12 protein-coding genes are annotated in these 17,117 nt (G+C 71.3%); 8 read left to right on the top strand and 4 right to left on the bottom strand.

Translation table 11 applies throughout. The features are described 5' to 3' along the window. The first annotated feature begins 23 nt into the window (after window positions 1–23). The 4 genes from IE180_RS09040 (at window position 24) to araD (ending at window position 5,822) form a co-directional block, all read left to right on the top strand. Window positions 24–1,034 carry a LacI family DNA-binding transcriptional regulator gene (locus IE180_RS09040; RefSeq protein ID WP_190156372.1) on the top strand — a complete coding sequence of 337 codons (1,011 nt, stop codon included), beginning with the start codon at window positions 24–26 and terminating at the stop codon, window positions 1,032–1,034. Between the two features lie 536 nt (window positions 1,035–1,570). Further along, window positions 1,571–3,277, top strand: coding sequence for a ribulokinase (gene araB / locus IE180_RS09035; protein WP_190156255.1), 1,707 nt, complete (start codon window positions 1,571–1,573; stop codon window positions 3,275–3,277). A gap of 263 nt (window positions 3,278–3,540) precedes the next feature. Further along, window positions 3,541–5,049, top strand: coding sequence for an L-arabinose isomerase (gene araA, locus IE180_RS09030; RefSeq protein ID WP_190156254.1), 1,509 nt, complete (start codon window positions 3,541–3,543; stop codon window positions 5,047–5,049). Window positions 5,050–5,108: 59 nt separating this feature from the next. Beyond that, window positions 5,109–5,822, top strand: a complete 714-nt coding sequence (gene araD, locus IE180_RS09025) for an L-ribulose-5-phosphate 4-epimerase AraD (RefSeq protein WP_190156253.1) — start codon at window positions 5,109–5,111, stop codon at window positions 5,820–5,822. A gap of 86 nt (window positions 5,823–5,908) precedes the next feature. Here araD and IE180_RS09020 read toward each other — a convergent pair whose 3' ends face one another. The 4 genes from IE180_RS09020 to IE180_RS09005 all read right to left on the bottom strand — a co-directional run bounded on the left by IE180_RS09020 (window position 5,909) and on the right by IE180_RS09005 (window position 12,311). Next, complete coding sequence (locus IE180_RS09020) at window positions 5,909–7,348, bottom strand: endo-1,4-beta-xylanase (RefSeq protein WP_190156252.1); 1,440 nt, start codon at window positions 7,346–7,348, stop codon at window positions 5,909–5,911. 283 nt (window positions 7,349–7,631) lie between these two features. After that, complete coding sequence (locus IE180_RS09015; protein ID WP_190156251.1) at window positions 7,632–9,071, bottom strand: glycoside hydrolase family 43 protein; 1,440 nt, start codon at window positions 9,069–9,071, stop codon at window positions 7,632–7,634. Continuing rightward, window positions 9,068–11,287, bottom strand: a complete 2,220-nt coding sequence (locus IE180_RS09010; protein ID WP_190156250.1) for a beta-glucosidase — start codon at window positions 11,285–11,287, stop codon at window positions 9,068–9,070. The genes IE180_RS09015 and IE180_RS09010 overlap by 4 nt, the downstream gene beginning before the upstream one ends. Window positions 11,288–11,297: 10 nt before the next feature. Beyond that, window positions 11,298–12,311 carry a LacI family DNA-binding transcriptional regulator gene (locus IE180_RS09005; RefSeq protein ID WP_190156249.1) on the bottom strand — a complete coding sequence of 338 codons (1,014 nt, stop codon included), beginning with the start codon at window positions 12,309–12,311 and terminating at the stop codon, window positions 11,298–11,300. A gap of 245 nt (window positions 12,312–12,556) precedes the next feature. Here IE180_RS09005 and IE180_RS09000 point away from each other — a divergent pair, with 245 nt between their 5' ends. From IE180_RS09000 to IE180_RS08985, 4 genes are read left to right on the top strand one after another with little or no spacing between them, the layout of a single operon-like run. Further along, window positions 12,557–13,849, top strand: coding sequence for an extracellular solute-binding protein (locus tag IE180_RS09000; RefSeq protein WP_190156248.1), 1,293 nt, complete (start codon window positions 12,557–12,559; stop codon window positions 13,847–13,849). A 4-nt stretch (window positions 13,850–13,853) separates the two neighbouring features. Further along, window positions 13,854–14,831 carry a carbohydrate ABC transporter permease gene (locus tag IE180_RS08995; RefSeq protein ID WP_373302699.1) on the top strand — a complete coding sequence of 326 codons (978 nt, stop codon included), beginning with the start codon at window positions 13,854–13,856 and terminating at the stop codon, window positions 14,829–14,831. Continuing rightward, entirely contained in the window at window positions 14,828–15,658 is an 831-nt protein-coding gene (locus IE180_RS08990) for a carbohydrate ABC transporter permease (protein WP_190156246.1), read from the top strand. The genes IE180_RS08995 and IE180_RS08990 overlap by 4 nt, the downstream gene beginning before the upstream one ends. A gap of 36 nt (window positions 15,659–15,694) precedes the next feature. Then, window positions 15,695–17,113 carry a glycoside hydrolase family 30 protein gene (locus tag IE180_RS08985; protein ID WP_190156245.1) on the top strand — a complete coding sequence of 473 codons (1,419 nt, stop codon included), beginning with the start codon at window positions 15,695–15,697 and terminating at the stop codon, window positions 17,111–17,113. Window positions 17,114–17,117 lie beyond the last annotated feature (4 nt).

Here is a 17,117-nt window from a genome sequence, read left to right as displayed (position 1 = left end):
CGGAAGACGTCCGCCCGCCGACGATGGCCGATGTCGCACGAGAGGCGGGGGTCTCCCACCAGACCGTCTCCCGGGTGCTGAGCGGTCATCCCAACGTGCGCGCGGCCACCCGCGAGCAGGTCACCCTGGCCATCGAGCGGCTGGGCTACCGACGCAACTCCGCCGCGCGCGCCCTGGTGACGCGCCGTACGAGGACGCTGGGCGTCATCGCCGTCAACACCGCCCTGTACGGGCCCGCCAGCACCCTGACCGGTCTGGAGGAGGCGGCCAGGGAGGAGGGCTACCTCGTCTCGACCGTCAGTCTGCGCACCGGAGAGGCGCAGGGGCTCAAGGACGCCATCGACCACCTCGCGTCCTGGGGCGTGGAGGGCGTCGTCGCCATCACCCCGCAACGCTCGCACGTGCAGGCGCTCGCCGAGCTGGACGCGCCCTTCCCCGTGGTCACCGTGGAGGGCGGCCATCAGCTCGACCTGCCCGGCGTCTCCCTCGACCAGGAACTCGGCGCCCGCATGGTCACGGAGCACCTGCTCGCGGCCGGGCACGGCACCGTCTGGCACGTGGCGGGTCCCGAGGACTGGCTGGAGAGCGAGGCCCGCACCGCGGGCTGGCGCGCCGTCCTGGAGGAGAGCGGCATCCGGCCCCCGCGCGTACTGACGGGGGACTGGAGCCCGTTGTCCGGGTACCGGGCGGGGCAGGAACTCGCGGGACTCGCCCTGGCCCGCCGCGGGACGACACCGGTCACGGCCGTCTTCGTCGCCAACGACCAGATGGCTCTCGGCGTCCTGCGGGCGCTGCGCGAGGGCGGGATCCGCACCCCCGCTCAGGTGGCCGTCGCCGGTTTCGACGACATCCCGGAGGCCGAGTACTTCCCTCCGCCGCTGACGACGGTCCGTCAGGACTTCGCCGCCATCGGGCGCCGGAGCATCGGGCTCCTGGTGGACCACATCGAGGGTCGCGCCCGGACGGCCGAGCACCTCCTGGTGGAGCCGCAGCTCATCATGCGCGCGAGCACGCGCCCCCCGCACGAGGCCTGAGGCGGCGGACGGCTCTCACCGCCACCTCCTGGCCGCCGGTGGCGGGCCTTCCGCCCGCGGTCCGGGGGCGGGAGCGCCCCGGCCCCCGCGCAAGGGCCCCGTCGGCGGTCACCCCCCCCACCGGCCGTTCCGCTCTCCCTGTCGGCCGTCCCCCCACCGCCCGCTCCGCTCTCCCTGCCGGCCCTCACCCCCACCGCCCGCTCCGCCCGCCCCGCCGGTCGTCACCCCGCCCCGTCGGCCGCCCCCCCGCCGGCCGTTCCGCCCTTCCGCCGGCCCTCGCCCCCCACCAGTCGCTCGGCTCTCCCGCCGGCCCTCGCCCCCCACCAGCCGCTCGGCTCTCCCGCCGGCCACCCCGCCCCCCGTCGGGCCGGTCGTGACGGCGAGGCCACCTCTGGCACGCGTGAGCGCTCACTTCACAGGCTTCATTTCTTGCCGATGTTCGACAGAACTGCACCCAGCTCTTGTCCCACGTAATTGTGAGCGTTAACAATCAGGGTGCTCCTCCGGCCCCTGCTCCTGACGAGAGAGATCGCATCGTGACCACACACGCCCCTTCCGACCTCGCGGCCCGTCACCATCCCGAGGCCTGCACCATCGGAGTCGACTTCGGCACCCTCTCCGGGCGCGCCGTCGTGGTCAGGGTCCGGGACGGCGCCGAACTCGGTTCGTCGGTCCACGAGTACCGTCACGCCGTCATCGAGGACCGCCTTCCCTCCACCGGAGCCCCCCTGCCCCCCGACTGGGCCCTGCAGCACCCCGAGGACTGGCGCGACGTCCTGCGCACCGCCGTTCCGGCGGCGCTCGCCGACGCCGGGGTCGACCCCGCGCGCGTCATCGGCATCGCCACCGACTTCACCGCCTGCACGGTCCTGCCGACCACCCCGGACGGCACCCCGCTCGCCCTGACGCCCGAGTGGGCCGACCGCCCGCACGCCTGGCCCAAACTGTGGAAGCACCACGCGGCCCAGGAGCAGGCCGACCGCATCAACGCCCTCGCCCACGCCCGCGGGGAGAAGTGGATCGCGCGGTACGGAGGCAGGATCTCGTCCGAGTGGCAGTACGCGAAGGCCCTGCAGGTCCTGGAGGAGGACCCCGCCGTCTACGCCGCCTGCGCCCGCTGGATCGAGGCGGCCGACTGGATCGTCTGGCAGCTGACCGGCAGCGAGTCCCGCAACACCTGCACCGCCGGCTACAAGGGCATCCACCAGGACGGCGCCTACCCCTCGCCCGGCTTCCTCGCCGCGCTCCACCCGGAATTCGCCGACTTCCCCGCCACGCGCCTGGAGCACCCGCTGTCACCCCTGGGCTCCCGTGCCGGCGGGCTGAGCGGCCGGGCCGCGCACTGGACCGGCCTCCCCGAGGGCATCGCCGTCGCCGTCGGCAACGTCGACGCCCACGTGGCCGCGCCGGCGGCGGGCGCCGTCGAGAACGGCCGGATGCTCGCCATCATGGGCACCTCCACCTGCCACGTCCTCAACGGCGCCGCCCTCGCCGAAGTCCCCGGCATCTGCGGGGTCGTCGACGGAGGCGTCGTGGAGGGCGCCTACGGCTACGAGGCCGGCCAGAGCGCGGTCGGCGACATCTTCGCCTGGTGGCTCCGGCAGGGCGTACCGGAGCACTACCGTGCCGAGGCGGAGGCCTCGGGCGAGGACCTGCACCGGCTCCTGACCCGCAAGGCCGCCGACCAGCCGGTCGGCGCGCACGGCCTGGTCGCCCTGGACTGGATGAACGGCAACCGTTCCCCCCTGGTCGACCACCACCTCTCCGGGATCATCGTCGGCCTCACCCTCGACACCCGGCCCGAGGACGTCTACCGGGCCCTGCTCGAATCCACCGCCTACGGCACCCGGATGATCGTCGAGGCCTTCGAGGACGGCGGGATCCCTGTCGAGGAGTTCATCGTCACCGGAGGCCTGAAGAAGAACGCGCTGCTCATGCAGATCTACGCCGACGTGCTCCGCCGTCCCGTCTCCCTCGGCACATCCGAACAGGGACCGGCGCTCGGCTCGGCCATCCACGCCGCCGTCGCCGCGGGCGCCCACCCCGACGTCCGCTCCGCCGCCTCCGTCATGGGAGGCGTCCAGCGCCACGCGTACGTGCCGGATCCCGCACGGGCGGACGCCTACGACGCGCTGTTCGGCGAGTACCGCGCCCTGCACGAGCACTTCGGCACCGGCGCGGACCTCCTCTTGCACCGCCTGCGACGGATCCGCAACACCGCACGCGTCGCGGCCACCGGCTGACCGGGCCGCCTCCCGGCCCTTCCCGCCGCCACCCGGCCGACCGACCGCCCCCGGCCCTCCCGCCGCCACCGGCCGACCGGACCGCCCCCGACCCCTCAGCCGCCACCCGGCCGACCGGACCGCCCCCGGCCCTTCCCGCCGCCACCCGGCCGACCGGACCGCCCCCGGCCCTCCAGCCGCCACCCGGCCGACCGGACCGCCCCCCGCCCCGGCCTCCATCGGTCCGCCCCACCGCCCCAGCACCTCCGAGGAGCACACCCGACATGACGCCCGCCCAGCCCGACCGCGAGATCTGGTTTCTCACCGGCAGCCAGGCCCTCTACGGCGACGACACCCTGGCCCAGGTCGCCGACCAGTCCCGCGCCATCTGCGCGACCCTCGCCGACCAGCCCCAGATGACCGTCCGCCTCGTGTGGAAGCCGGTCCTCACCGACGCGGCCGCCATCCGCGCGGTCTGCCTGGAGGCCAACGCCGACGACCGCTGCATCGGCCTGATCGCCTGGATGCACACCTTCTCCCCGGCCAAGATGTGGATCGCCGGCCTCGACGCCCTGAGCAAGCCCCTGCTGCACCTGCACACCCAGGCCAACCGCCGACTGCCCTGGTCCACCATCGACATGGACTTCATGAACCTGAACCAGGCCGCCCACGGCGACCGCGAGTTCGGCTTCGTCCAGACCCGCCTCGGCGTCCCGCGCAAGACCGTGGCCGGCCACGTCTCCACCCCCGACGTCGTCGACCGCATCGCCGGGTGGGCCCGCGCCGCCGTCGGCCGGTCCGAACTCACCACCCTCAGGCTCGCCCGGTTCGGCGACAACATGCGCGACGTCGCCGTCACCGAAGGCGACAAGGTCGAGGCGCAGCTGCGGTTCGGGGTCTCGGTCAACACCTACGGCGTCAACGACCTCGTCGCCGCGGTCGACGCCGCCCCCGAGGACACCGTCACCGCCCTCGTCAAGGAGTACCAGGACCTCTACGCCCTCGCGCCCGAGCTGAGGCCCGGCGGCGAGCGCCACGACTCCCTGCGCTACGCCGCGCGCATCGAAGCCGGCCTGCGCACCTTCCTCACGGAAGGCGGGTTCCGCGCCTTCACCACCAACTTCGAGGACCTCGGAGGCCTGCGCCAGCTGCCCGGCCTCGCCGTGCAGCGCCTGATGGCGGACGGTTACGGCTTCGGCGGCGAAGGCGACTGGAAGACCTCCACGCTGCTGCGCACCCTGAAGGCGATGGCCCACGGACTGCCCGGCGGCACCTCCTTCATGGAGGACTACACCTACGACCTCACGCCCGGCCAGGAACTCATCCTCGGCGCCCACATGCTCGAGGTCTGCCCCTCCCTCACGACGGCCGCGCCCACCTGCGAGATCCACCCGCTCGGCATCGGCGGACGCGAGGACCCGGTCCGCCTCGTCTTCGACGCGGATCCCGGTCCGGCCGTCGTCGTCGGTCTCGCCGACATGGGGGACCGGTTCCGCCTCGTCGCCAACCACATCGACGTGGTCGCCCCGCCCGAGCCGCTGCCCCGACTGCCCGTGGCCCGCGCCGTCTGGCGCCCCCGCCCCGACCTCCGTACCTCGACCGAGGCGTGGCTGACGGCCGGAGCGCCGCACCACACCGTCCTGACCACCGCTCTCGGCGGCGAGGAACTCGACGACCTCGCCGAGATGCTGCGGACCGAACTCGCCGTCATCGACGAGGACACCACCATCCGGCGCTTCTCGCGCGAGCTGCGCTGGAACCAGGCCTACCACCGTCTGGCCCAGAGCCTGTGAGCACCCCCGCCTCGGCCCCGCGGCGCGCCGTGACCGCCTCCACCAGGACGGAGCCCTCCGTGACCACCACCGTTTCCGAGGAACTGCGCCGAGAGGTGCTGGAAGCCAACCTCCGCATCCCCAGAGCCGGGCTCGCCACCCTCACCTGGGGCAACGTGAGCGGTGTGGACCGACGGGCCGGCGTCTTCGTCATCAAGCCCTCGGGCGTGGCCTACGACGTACTGAGCGAGGAGGACCTGGTCGTCGTCTCCCTGGCCGACGGGAGCGTCGTCGAAGGCCACCTGCGACCGTCCACCGACACGGAGACGCACCGGAGCCTCTACCTGGCCTTCCCCTCCATCGGAGGCGTGACCCACACGCACTCCACCCACGCCGTCGCCTTCGCCCAGGCGCGGCGTCCGATACCGGTGCTCGGCACGACCCACGCGGACACCTTCAACGGTCCCGTCCCCGTCACCGACGTCCTCACCCCCGAGCAGTGCGCCACGGACTACGAGTACAACACCGGGCAGGTCATCGTGGACCTGCTGGGCCGCGACGACACCCGGGCCAGGGAGGTCCCCGGCGCCCTGGTCGCCCACCACGGCCCCTTCACCTGGGGCGCCGACGCCACCACGTCCCTGGAGCACGCCGTGATCTGCGAGGCGGTGGCCGAGATGGCCCTGCACACCATCGCCCTGGGCACGGTCGAGCCCCCGCAGCACGTCCTGGACCGCCACTTCACACGCAAGCACGGCCCGGACGCCTACTACGGGAACCCCTCGTCCGTCTGACCGCACGGTCCCGGCCGCGGCGTGCGGGGAGGGGAGCCAGGATCATCCTGGCTCCCCTCCGGGGTGCGGGGCGTCACCGCATCAGGTCAGGTGCGGGTCCAGCGCTGGTTGCTTCCGTTCCAGCAGGAGTAGAGCTGGATCGGGGTGCCGTTGGCGGTGCCGTTGGCGGCGGCGTCGAGGCAGAGGCCGGACTGGACGCCGACGATGGAACCGTCGGAGTCGAGGCGCCACTTCTGGTTGTCGCCACCCCAGCAGCCGTAGATCTGGACCTTGGCGCCGTTGCCGGTGCCGGCGGCGTCCAGGCACTTGTCGCCGTAGACCCGGAGCTCACCCGCGGCGGTGTAGGTCCACTGCTGGTTGGTGCGGCCGTTGCAGTCCCACAGCTGGAGCTGGGTGCCGTCGGTGGTGGCGGCGCCCGGCACGTCCAGGCAGCGGCCCGAGGCGACTCCCTTGATCTGTCCGGAGCCGGGGGAGGGGGTCGGCGTGGGGGTGGGGGAGGCGGCGTTGAGCGCGCCGAGGACGAAGGTGTAGGCGGGCTTCTTGCTGCCGTCGCCGTTGAACAGCAGCGGCGTCTGATCCGCTCGCCAGGAGTCGGTGTCGCGCACGCCCCAGACGGTGATGCCGAGGCAGCGAGGGACGGCCAGGCAGTCGTCGGTCACGTTGGCGTAGGTCGTGCCCGAGGCGCCCTGGATGTCGAGTTCGGTGACGGCCACGTCGACGCCGAGGGCGGCGAAGCTCTGCAGGGTGGTGCGGAAGTTGCTGTTGTACGGGCTGTCGCTGTTGAAGTGCGACTGGAAGCCGACGCAGTCGATGGGCACGCCGCGCTGCTTGAAGTCCTTGACCATGGCGTACACGGCCTGGGTCTTGGCCCAGGTCCAGTTCTCGATGTTGTAGTCGTTGTAGCAGAGCTTGGCGGCCGGGTCGGCGGCGCGCGCGGTGCGGAAGGCGACCTCGATCCAGTCGTTGCCGGTCCGCTGCAGGTTGGAGTCGCGGCGGGCTCCGGAACTTCCGTCGGCGAAGGCCTCGTTCACGACGTCCCACTGGGCGATCCTGCCCTTGTAGTGGGCCATCACGCCGTTGATGTGGTTGGTCATGGCCTGGCGCAGCGCGCTGCCGCTGAGGCTCTGCATCCAGCCGGGCTGCTGGGAGTGCCAGGCCAGGGTGTGCCCGCGTACCTGCTTGCCGTTCTGCACCGCCCAGTTGTAGACGCGGTCGCCGGCGGTGAAGTCGAACCGGCCCTGCTGGGGTTCGGTGGCGTCGATCTTCATCTCGTTCTCGGGCGTCACCGAGTTGAACTCGCGGGCCGCGATCGTCGTGTACGCCGAGTCGTTGAGCCTCCCCGAGGCGATGGCGGTGCCGAAGTACCGGCCGCTCTGCGCCGCCGCGGCGCCGAGCGTGCTCTCGGCGGCCTGAGAGGCCGGCGCCGCCAGCAGGGTGGCGGACCCGAGGGCGCCGGCGAGGAGCGCCGCGATCAAGCCGCCTCTTTTTCGACGGACTGTGGGCGGGGCAATGGCGTGAGAACGCATGGGTGGACCTCCGATAAGGGAAATCGCGGGTGGGGGGAGAGCGCGCGGCGGAAGGAATCCGCAGCGGCAATGTCCGCATCCGGGAAGCGGACTGCGGAAAGCGGCGGTGACGCCTCTGGAATCAGTCTGGAAATATGGCATGATCCTGTCAATAGTTTCGGAGATGTTTCGGAGACATCGGATTTCGGCCAGGACCGCCACGGCATTTCACTGAAACCAAGGAGAAGCGGTCCCTGCCGAAAATGTTTCGGCAGGGACCGCTTCTCTGTGAATGGGCTCTCGGTCAGTTCGGATAGGTGATGTCGAACCACGGGAAAAGGGCCTGGTTCGAGGACGGGCGCCCGCTGGAGGTGGCGTACAGACCGAGCTGGACGCTGGTGAACAGCGGCCTGAGGAAGCCGGCCTCGACGGTGGTCAGTTCCTGCCAGGGGCCGTCGGGCGTCGCGTGGACGAAGGAGTGGCCGAAGCCGCGGACGCGGACCCCCAGGCGGACGGGGCCAGGGGGGACGGCGACGCGGGCCAGGACGTCCGGACCCCGGCGGAGTTCGAGGCCCTCCGCGGTGCGCAGCAGAAGCAGGTGCTTCTCGTCGTCGACGACGACGGCGAGTCCGGCCTCCTCGCCCGGGCCGTCCGGGGTGAAGTGCAGCTCCGTGGACACGTCGCAGTCGGGTTGTTCCTGGGGTCGGACCAGGAGGGACGGGACGACGGGTTCGCCGAGCCGCTCGGGACGGAGCCGGAGGCGGAGCCCGTCGCCGGTGGTCCAGAACGGCGTACGGGGGGTGCGCAGGGTGCTCCAGTCGGCGGCGAGGGTGGCGAAATCGTCGTGCAAGGGGCGGGAAAGGCCGGCGTGGGCGACGGGGGAGAAGCCCGGGACGCCGTCGTCCCAGGTGACCCGGCTGAGGAAGGTCTCACGACCGAGGGCGGAGCCCGGCCGGACGCCCAGGAGGACGGCACGCCAGTCGCCGTACGCCGTCTGCACGAGGTCGGCGTGTCCGGTACAGGTGACCGGCCCCTTCGGGACGGGAGGCAGGACCGGGTTGCCGGGGACGCCCTCGTACGGGCCGGTCACGCTGTCGGCGCGGGCGGCGACCACACTGTGGTCCACGTCGGTGCCGCCCTCGGCGGTGAGCAGGACGTGGACGCCGTCGACCCTGTACAGATGCGGGGCCTCCGACCAGCGGGCCTCCGGGTGGCTCCCCGACCACAGGACGTACTCCGGCCCCGTGAGCCGTCGCTCGCCGGGCACGTACTCGCGCATCCAGATCTCGGTGTGGCCGGCTGCCTCGTCGCGTACGCGGGCGGCCGTGAACCAGGCCCGGCCGTCGCCGTCCGGCCCGTCGTCGAAGAACAGCGACGGGTCGAAGCCCTCGCCCTCCAGCCAGTGCGGTTCCGACCACGGCCCCGCCGGGTCGGTCGCCGTGACGACGAAATGGCCGGGGCCGTCCATCAGCGTGCAGACGAGGTGGAAGACCCCGTCGTGGTGCCGGATCGTCGGTGCGAACAGGCCGCGTGAGGGCTCGCACCCGTCGAGGTCGAGCTGGGACGGGCGGTCGAGCGCGGAGCCGAGGCGCCGCCAGTTCACGAGGTCGCGGCTGTGGAACACGGGAAGACCCGGGAACCATTCGAAGCTGGACGTCACCAGGTAGTAGTCCGCCCCCACCCGGCACACGGACGGATCGGGCCGGAAGCCGGGCAGCACGGGATCACCGAACGGCGTGCTCATGAGACGGGAACGATCTCGACCGGCACGGACAGCACGCGGTCGGCCCCCGGATGGCGCACGGGGCCGTGCAGGGTGAAGGATCCCCGGAGCGGGAGATCGCCGCTGGACCGTCCGACGGCCACGCCGATCTCCCCGGGCTCCACTCTTCTCCGCAGGTCGATCCCGGTGAACGAGGTCCGGTCGGCGTGGACGGAGAACGTGATCCGGGCGGCCTCGCCCGGCTGCAGCTCGACCCTGCCGAATCCGGCGAGCCACCTCTCCGGCCGGACGACGGACGCTTCGGGGTCCGAGAGGTACAGCTGGACCACCTCGGTCCCGGCCACCTCTCCGACGTTGCGCACGGTGACCGAGACGGTGACGGTTCCGTCCGTCGCGGCGACGGGATCCACCGAGAGATCCGAGTGGGCGAAGCGGGTCCAGCTCAGCCCGTGTCCGAAGGGGAACAGCGGGGTCGGGTCCACCGAGCTCCAGTCGGTGCGCCCGCCGAGCCCGGAACGCAGGTAGGTGCCGGGCTGGCCGCCGGCTCGGCGGGGGACGGAGACGGGCAGCCGCCCGGAGGGTTCCGCGGCCCCGCTGATGATCCGGGCCAGTGCCGTCCCGCCCTCCTCGCCGGGGAAGAACGCCTGGACCACGGCCGATGCGCGCTCGGCCAGCGAGCCGAGCGCGTAGGGCCGTCCGGAGACGATGACCAGGACGGTCGGCACTCCGGAGTCCAGAACGGCGGAGGCGAGTGCGGCCTGGTCGCCGGGCAGGGCGAGGGTCTCGGCGTCGCAGCCCTCGCCCGAGGTGCCCCGGCCGAACATGCCGGCCCGGTCGCCGAGCACCAGCACGTTCACCTCCGGGTCCTCCTCGGTGACCGTGAACCCGGCGGCGGCGAGCGCTTCGCCGAGCGTCGGGATCTCCACCCCGGGATCGCCGGGCAGCGCGACGTGGTTGGGGAAGGAGTAGCAGCCGAGGAAGGCGTGCGGATCGTCCGCGTACGGCCCGGTGACCGCGACCCGGCACGGCCGCAGCGGCAGGATGCCGTCGTTGGCGAGCAGCACCGTGGACCGTTCGGCCAGGATCCTGGCCAGCGCCCGGTTCTCCGGCGGGTCGAGGTCGATCGGCTCGGGCTTGACGGGTTCCCAGTCGGGGGCGAGCAGGCCGAGCTCGGCCTTCTGCAGCAGCACCCGCTCCACGGCCCGGTCGACGAGGGCCTCGGACAGGTCCCCCGACCGTACGAGTGCGGTCAGCGGCTCGCCGTAACAGCGGGCCGTGGGCAGTTCGACGTCGATTCCGGCGGTCAGCGCCAGCGCGCCGGCCGCACCCCGCGATCCGGCGACGCCGTGCCGGGACTCCAGGAAGGAGACCGAGTAGTAGTCGGCGACGACGGTGCCGTCGAAGCCGAGCTCGTTCCTGAGGAGCCCGGTGAGGAGCCGCTCGTCGGCAGCGACGGGGACGCCGTCCACATCGGTGTAACTGTTCATCACCGACCGGGCGCCGCCCTCGCGCAGCGCCCGGACGAAGGGCTCGACCAGCACGTCGGCGAACTCGCGCGGCCCCACGGCGACCGGGGCCATGTTCCGGCCGCCGCGCGAGGACGAGTACCCGGCGAAGTGCTTGAGCGTCGCCACGATGCCCGCCCCTTCCAGACCCTGGACGTACGCGGTGCCGATTGCGCCGACGAGGTACGGGTCCTCGCCCACGCACTCCTCGGTACGACCCCACCGGTAGTCGCGGACCACGTCGAGCACCGGAGCGAGCCCCTGGTGGACGCCGACCCTTCGCATCCCGTCGCCGATGGCGGCGGCCATCCGCTGCACGAGGCCGGGGTCGAAGGACGCGCCCCAGGCGAGCGGCCCGGGGAAGACCGTGGCCCCGAGCGTCATGAACCCGGTCAGGCACTCCTCGTGAACGAGGGCCGGAATGCCGAACCGGCCGGCCTCCGTCACCTGCGCCTGGAGCGCGGCGAGCCGCTCCATGCCGGTCTCCGCGGCGATCGGCGCCGTCCCGTACACCCGGGTGAGCTGGCCGAGACCCTGCCCGATGATGTCGTCGAGGCCGGGCGCCGGTTCGCCGGAATCGTCCTCCATCGGCGCCACCGGCGCTCCGGGATCGGACGGCAGGGCCCAGAAGCCGGCGAGTTGCCCCGCCTTCTCCTCCAGCGTCATCCGACTCAGCAGATCGGCGACCCGGACGGCAGCGGGCAGGAGGGGGTCACGCCAAGGCTCGGTCACGGGGGTACTCCTAAGAACGGGGCGGGGCGGTGGAGACGCGGACCTTGAGTTCGGTCGAGAGCTCCATCCGGGGGCTGACCAGGGGCTGGCCGTCCAGAAGCTGGAACAGTGTGCGGGCGGCGACCCGGCCCATCTCCTCCAGCGGCTGGCGCACCGTCGTCAGCGGCGGTGACAGCCAGTCGCACATCGGCAGGTCGTCGAAGCCGACCACGCTGAGGTCCTGAGGGATGCTCAGGCCGGCCTGCCGGGCGGCCTCGTAGACGCCCATCGCCTGCTGGTCGCTGCCGGCGAAGACGGCCGTCGGCGGGTCGGGGAGGGCGAGCAGCTCCTGGGCGCACCGGAATCCGCCCTCGTGCTGGAAGTCGCCGAACCGGATCAGGTCGCGGTCGACCTCGATCCCGGCCCGCTCCAGGGCGGCCCGGTACCCGTCGATGCGGGCCTGGCTGCAGAGCATCTCCCTGCGTCCGCCGATCGTGGCGATCCTGCGGTGCCCCAGTTCCAGCAGGTGCTCGGTGGCGGCGAGGCCACCGGCCCAGTTGGTCGCTCCGACGCTCGGCACGCCGTTGCCCGGCAGGTCGATCGGGTCGATGACGACCAGCGCCACCCCGGCCCGTTCGACCTGGGCGCGCTGGGCGCGGGTGACCGACTCGGTGACGAGGATGACGCCGTCGCTGTGGTGCAGGACCGGCAGCGCGGTCCAGCTGGACGGTGTGGCCTCGCCCGGCGGGACGAGCGACACGACGGTGCCGACGCTCCGCTGGGCGCACTCGGCCTCGACGCCGCGCAGGATCTCCACCGCCCACGCGCTGTCCAGACCGCCGATGATCAGGTCGACCAGGCCCGATCTGCGGGCTCTGCCCTGCCTGCCGGGCGGGAGGTAGTGGTGGGCTTGCAGCAGGCCCTCGATCCGTTCGCGTGTCGAGGGTGCGACGTCGGAGCGGCCGTTGATCACCTTGGACACGGTGGCCTGGGAGACCCCCGCCTCCGCGGCGATGACGGCCAGGGTCGGGCGCTGCTCACTCAACTTCTCTCCTCTGCGCGGACGCCTTCAGCCCGGCGATAGGTATCGCAAACTTTCGATGAGTTTCCGGGCGGTCGGAGCAGCTTGTCAACCCTGCGAACAGCCGTTGTCCGTAGGTGAGTCAGATAAATTGACGCGAGGTCTTGACCGGGAAGCCGCGCGTTCCTAGTTTGTGGCAGCGCAGAATTTCGAGAGTATTTCGAAAAATTTTCGGGCGCGAAACCGGCATTTCCCACCCCGGAGGTCCCATGGCCAGCACTCTCCCGAGCCGTCGCAGCTTCCTGACGCTCGCGGGCATGACCACCCTGTCCGCCGCACTCGCCACGGCCTGCGGGTCCGGCGGGTCGGGCGGCGACCCGTCGGCCGACGGCAAGGTGACGTTCGAGTGGTGGAACATCGCCACCACGGAGCCGGGTAAGTCCCTCTTCCCGGAGATCTCCACGGCGTACACGAAGGCCCACCCGAAGATCGCGATCAACACGACCTCGCTGGAGAACGAGGCGTTCAAGTCCAAGCTGACCGCCACCACGTCCTCGGGCAAGCTCCCCGACGTCTACCAGACCTGGGGCGGCGGCGTGCTCCAGCAGCAGGTCGACGCGGGGCTCGTCGAGGACCTCACCGACCTCATGGACTGGTCGTCGCAGCTCACCCCGGTCTCGCTCTCGGCCTACCGGATCGACGGCCGCGTCTACGGAGTCCCGTACGACATCGGCATGGTCGGCTTCTGGTACAACAAGAAGCTCTTCGCCAAGGCCGGCATCACCACTCCGCCGACCACCTGGGCCGCGTTCCTCGCCGACGTGAAGAAGCTCAAGGCCGCGGGCATCACCCCGATCGCCCTCGCCGGCAAGGAGAAGTGGCCCGGCCACTACTACTGGGCCTACCTCGCGATGCGCGTCGCCGGCCTCCCCGCCCTGCAGAAGGCCGCGACCACCAAGGACTTCACCGACCCCGGCTTCGTCAAGGCGGGCGTCCACCTCAAGGAGCTCGTCGATCTCCAGCCGTTCCAGCCCGGCTTCCTCGGCGCCGGCTACGCCACCCCGGGCGGCCAGGCCGCGACCGTGGGCAACGGCAAGGCCGCCATGGAGCTGATGGGGCAGTGGGGACCGTCGGTGCAGAAGGACGCGGGCGCCGACCTCGGGGCGGACCTGGGCTTCTTCCCCTTCCCGACGGTCGACGGCGGCGTGGGGCAGGCGACCGAGGTCTTCGGAGGTGGCGGCGGCTTCGCGCTGCGCAAGGGCGCCCCGAAGGAGGCCCTGGACTTCCTGAGGTTCTTCGTCCTGGACAACGAGTCCAAGCTGCTCGCCTCCAACGGCTACCTGCCGGTGGTCAAGGGCGCGGAGAGCCGGCTCACCGACGCCAACAAGAAGGTGGTGGCCGAGAGCCTCGTCAAGGCCACGGGCTTCCAGCTCTTCCTCGACCAGGCCTACCCGCCGGCGGTCGGCCAGGAGGTCAACGACAGCGTCGCCGACCTCATAGCGGGCAAGAAGACCCCCGAGCAGGTCACGGCGTCGATCACCGAGGCCGCGAAGAGTGCCTAGCTCCGTGTCCGCCCTGACCGAGGAACGGACGGAGGAGTCCGTGGCGACGCCCGCGCCGCCTGCCGCCCGTTCACGCCTGAGCCGGTGGGGTGCCTGGGCGTCGGTCGCCTGGTTCCTCGTACCGGCCCTGGTCCTCTTCCTCGTCTTCGTCCTCGCCCCGATCGTCGTCGCCGTCTGGACCGGCTTCTTCAAATGGGGCGGCATCGGTCCCGTGGACGACTTCGTCGGCTTCGGGAACTACACCAAGCTCTTCGACGACCAGGTCTTCCTCGGCGACCTGGGGCGCGGGCTGTACCTGATCCTCATGTCGGTCCTGGTGCAGCTGCCGTTCGCCCTGTTCACCGCGGTCCTGCTCAACCAGAGGCTCCGCGGCCGGGCCGTCTACCGGATGCTGTTCTTCGCGCCGTACATCCTCTCCGAGGTCGTCACGGCGGTCCTCTTCACGATGATCTTCCTCCCCGGCGCCGGCATGGCCGACCACATCGCCGGCTTCTTCGGACTCGAGGGCCTCCGGGGCAAGTGGCTCGCCGATCCCTCGACGGTCGTGCCGACCCTGTTCGTCGTCATGATCTGGAAGTACTTCGGCTTCCACATGATGCTCTTCCTCGCCGGGCTGCAGAGCATCCCGTCCGAGATCCTCGAAGCCGCCTCCATCGACGGAGCCGGCGCCTGGCGGCGCTTCCGGCACATCACGCTGCCGCTGCTCGGGCCGACGATCCGGATCAGCGTCTTCCTGTCGATCATCGGGTCCATCCAGCTCTTCGACCTCGTCTGGGTCATGACGGCCGGCGGGCCCAACCACTCCTCCGAGACGATGGCCATCGCGATGTTCCAGTTCGGGTTCAAGCGGTACCAGGTCGGCTACGCCAGCGCGATCAGCGTGGTGCTGTTCATGATCAGCCTCGTCTTCTCCCTCTTCTACCAGCGGTACGTGCTCCGCCGTGACCTGAGCGGCGCCGTCACCTCGGGAGGTGACCGATGAACGCCCGTCGGACGGTACGCGGCCTCTCGCTGCACGCCGTGGTCTGGCTGATCGCCGCGTTCGTCGCCGTACCGCTGCTCTATGCGGTCATCTCCGGTTTCAAGAGCACCGCGGAACTGACGAACAATCCGTTCGGGCTGCCCGAGCGGTGGAAAATCTCCAACTACACCGGAATTCTCGGCGACGGCATGTTCTGGCGGCAGATCGCCAACAGCGCGGGCATCGCGATAGGCACGACGGTCTGCACCGTGGCGGCCTCCGCGATGGCGGCGTTCGTGCTGGCCCGATACGCCTTCCGCGGACGGGAGTTGTTCTATACGCTCTTCACCATCGGGCTGATGTTCCCGTTCGCTGTGGCCGTTCTGCCGCTCTTCCTCATGCTGCGCACCTTCGGCCTGCTCGACAACCCGCTCGGAGTGATCCTCCCGCAGGCGGCTTTCGGGCTCCCCATGACGATCGTGATCCTGCGCGGTTTCTTCCGGACCGTCCCGGCGGAGATCGAGGAGGCCGCCACCATGGACGGCTGCGGCAAGTTCCGCTTCTTCTGGCAGATCCTGCTGCCGATGGCGCGTCCGGCACTCGGCACGGTCTCCGTCCTCGCGGTCGTCGCGAGCTGGAACAACTTCTTCCTGCCGCTGTTGGTGTTCAACGACCCGAAATGGCAGACGATCCCGGTCGGCGTCCAGCAGTTCCAGGGTCAGTACTCGACCGACTACGCGCTCGTCCTCGCCTACATCGTGCTCGCCATGGTCCCCGCCCTCGCCTTCTACGCCGTCGCCGAGCGCCAGCTGATCGGCGGCCTCACCGCGGGCGCGACCAAGGGCTGACCCGTCCCGCGCGACCTCCACCCCCGAGGAGACTCCGTGAAACGCCTGACCGCTCTGACGGCCATCATGATGTTAGCGCTCACATCACCAGTCGCGGCCGACCCGACGCAAGCCGCGGCCGACCCGACGCGATCCCCGGCCGGTCCCGTGCGCGCCGGCATCGACTTCCGCGCCGAACTCCAGCCCATCGACGGATTCGGCTTCTCCATGGCCTTCCAGCGGGCCGACCTGCTGCACGGCGCGCGCGACCTCGGCCCGGCCAAACGGCGCGAGGTGCTCGACCTGCTGTTCAGCAAGGACAAGGGCGCGGGCCTGTCGATCCTGCGCCTGGGCATCGGGTCGTCGACCGACCGGGTCTACGACCACATGCCGACGATCCTGCCGACCGATCCCGGCGGCCCGGACGCCCTCCCGAAGTACGTCTGGGACGGCTGGGACGGAGGCCAGGTCTGGCTCGCCGGGGAGGCCAAGGCCTACGGCGTCGAACGCTTCTACGCCGACGCCTGGAGCGCCCCGGCCTTCATGAAGACCAACGGCAGCGAGAACGGCGGCGGCGAGCTCCTGCCCGCATGGCGTCAGGCCTACGCGAACTACCTCGTCCAGTACGCGAAGTTCTACCAGAGGGAAGGCATCAGGATCACCGACCTGGGATTCACCAACGAACCCGACTGGACGGCGACCTATGCCTCGATGCGCTTCACCCCGAAACAGGCCGTCGACTTCCTCAAGGTGCTCGGGCCGACCGTCCGCGCCTCCGGCCTGAGGACGGGGCTGGTCTGCTGCGACGTCGCCGGCTGGGACCGCCAGGTCGCCTACACCGAGGCCGTCGAGGCGGATCCCGCGGCCGACCAGGCCGTGCGGACCGTCACCGGCCACCGCTACAGCGGTCCGACCACGGTCCCGCAGCCCACCGACAAGCACGTGTGGATGTCGGAGTGGTCGCCGGACGGCGCCACCTGGAACGAGAACTGGGACGACGGCAGCGGCTACGACGGTCTCGCCGTCGCGGCCGACATCCAGAACACCCTGACCGTCGGCAACGCCAACGCCTACGTCTACTGGACCGGCGCGTCCCTCGGCGCGACCCGGGGGCTCATCCGGCTCGCCGACCCCGGTGACGACTACCGGGTGTCCAAGCGGTACTGGGCACTGGCCGCCTTCAGCCGGTTCATCCGCCCCGGCGCCGTCCGCGTGCCGGTCACGAACGCCGACCCGGCACTGCGGATCACGGCCTTCCGCAACACCGACGGCAGCCGGGTGATCGAGATCCTCAACACCGCGGCCACCGAGACCTCCGCCGCCTTCACCCTCCACGGCGGACACGACCGGCACCCCGACGCCTACGTCACCGACGGGACCCGCTCGATCACCCCGGCCGACATCGCCTCCACGCACGGCACGGCCCTCACGGCGAAGCTCGCCCCGCGCGCGCTGACCACGATCGTCCTCGACTGAACGC

Source organism: Streptomyces litmocidini (genome assembly GCF_014649755.1).
Classification (GTDB): domain Bacteria; phylum Actinomycetota; class Actinomycetes; order Streptomycetales; family Streptomycetaceae; genus Streptomyces; species Streptomyces litmocidini.
This window is presented reverse-complemented; position numbering and strand designations above follow the sequence as displayed.

Excerpts from the sequence above, each read along its gene's own strand:
- IE180_RS09020 (WP_190156252.1), bottom strand. The coding sequence starts at position 7,348 with ATGCGTTCTCACGCCATTGCCCCGCCCACAGTCCGTCGAAAAAGAGGC.
- IE180_RS09000 (WP_190156248.1), top strand. The coding sequence starts at position 12,557 with ATGGCCAGCACTCTCCCGAGCCGTCGCAGCTTCCTGACGCTCGCGGGC.
- IE180_RS09040 (WP_190156372.1), top strand. The coding sequence starts at position 24 with ATGGCCGATGTCGCACGAGAGGCGGGGGTCTCCCACCAGACCGTCTCC.
- araA (WP_190156254.1), top strand. The coding sequence starts at position 3,541 with ATGACGCCCGCCCAGCCCGACCGCGAGATCTGGTTTCTCACCGGCAGC.
- IE180_RS08990 (WP_190156246.1), top strand. The coding sequence starts at position 14,828 with ATGAACGCCCGTCGGACGGTACGCGGCCTCTCGCTGCACGCCGTGGTC.
- IE180_RS09015 (WP_190156251.1), bottom strand. The coding sequence starts at position 9,071 with ATGAGCACGCCGTTCGGTGATCCCGTGCTGCCCGGCTTCCGGCCCGAT.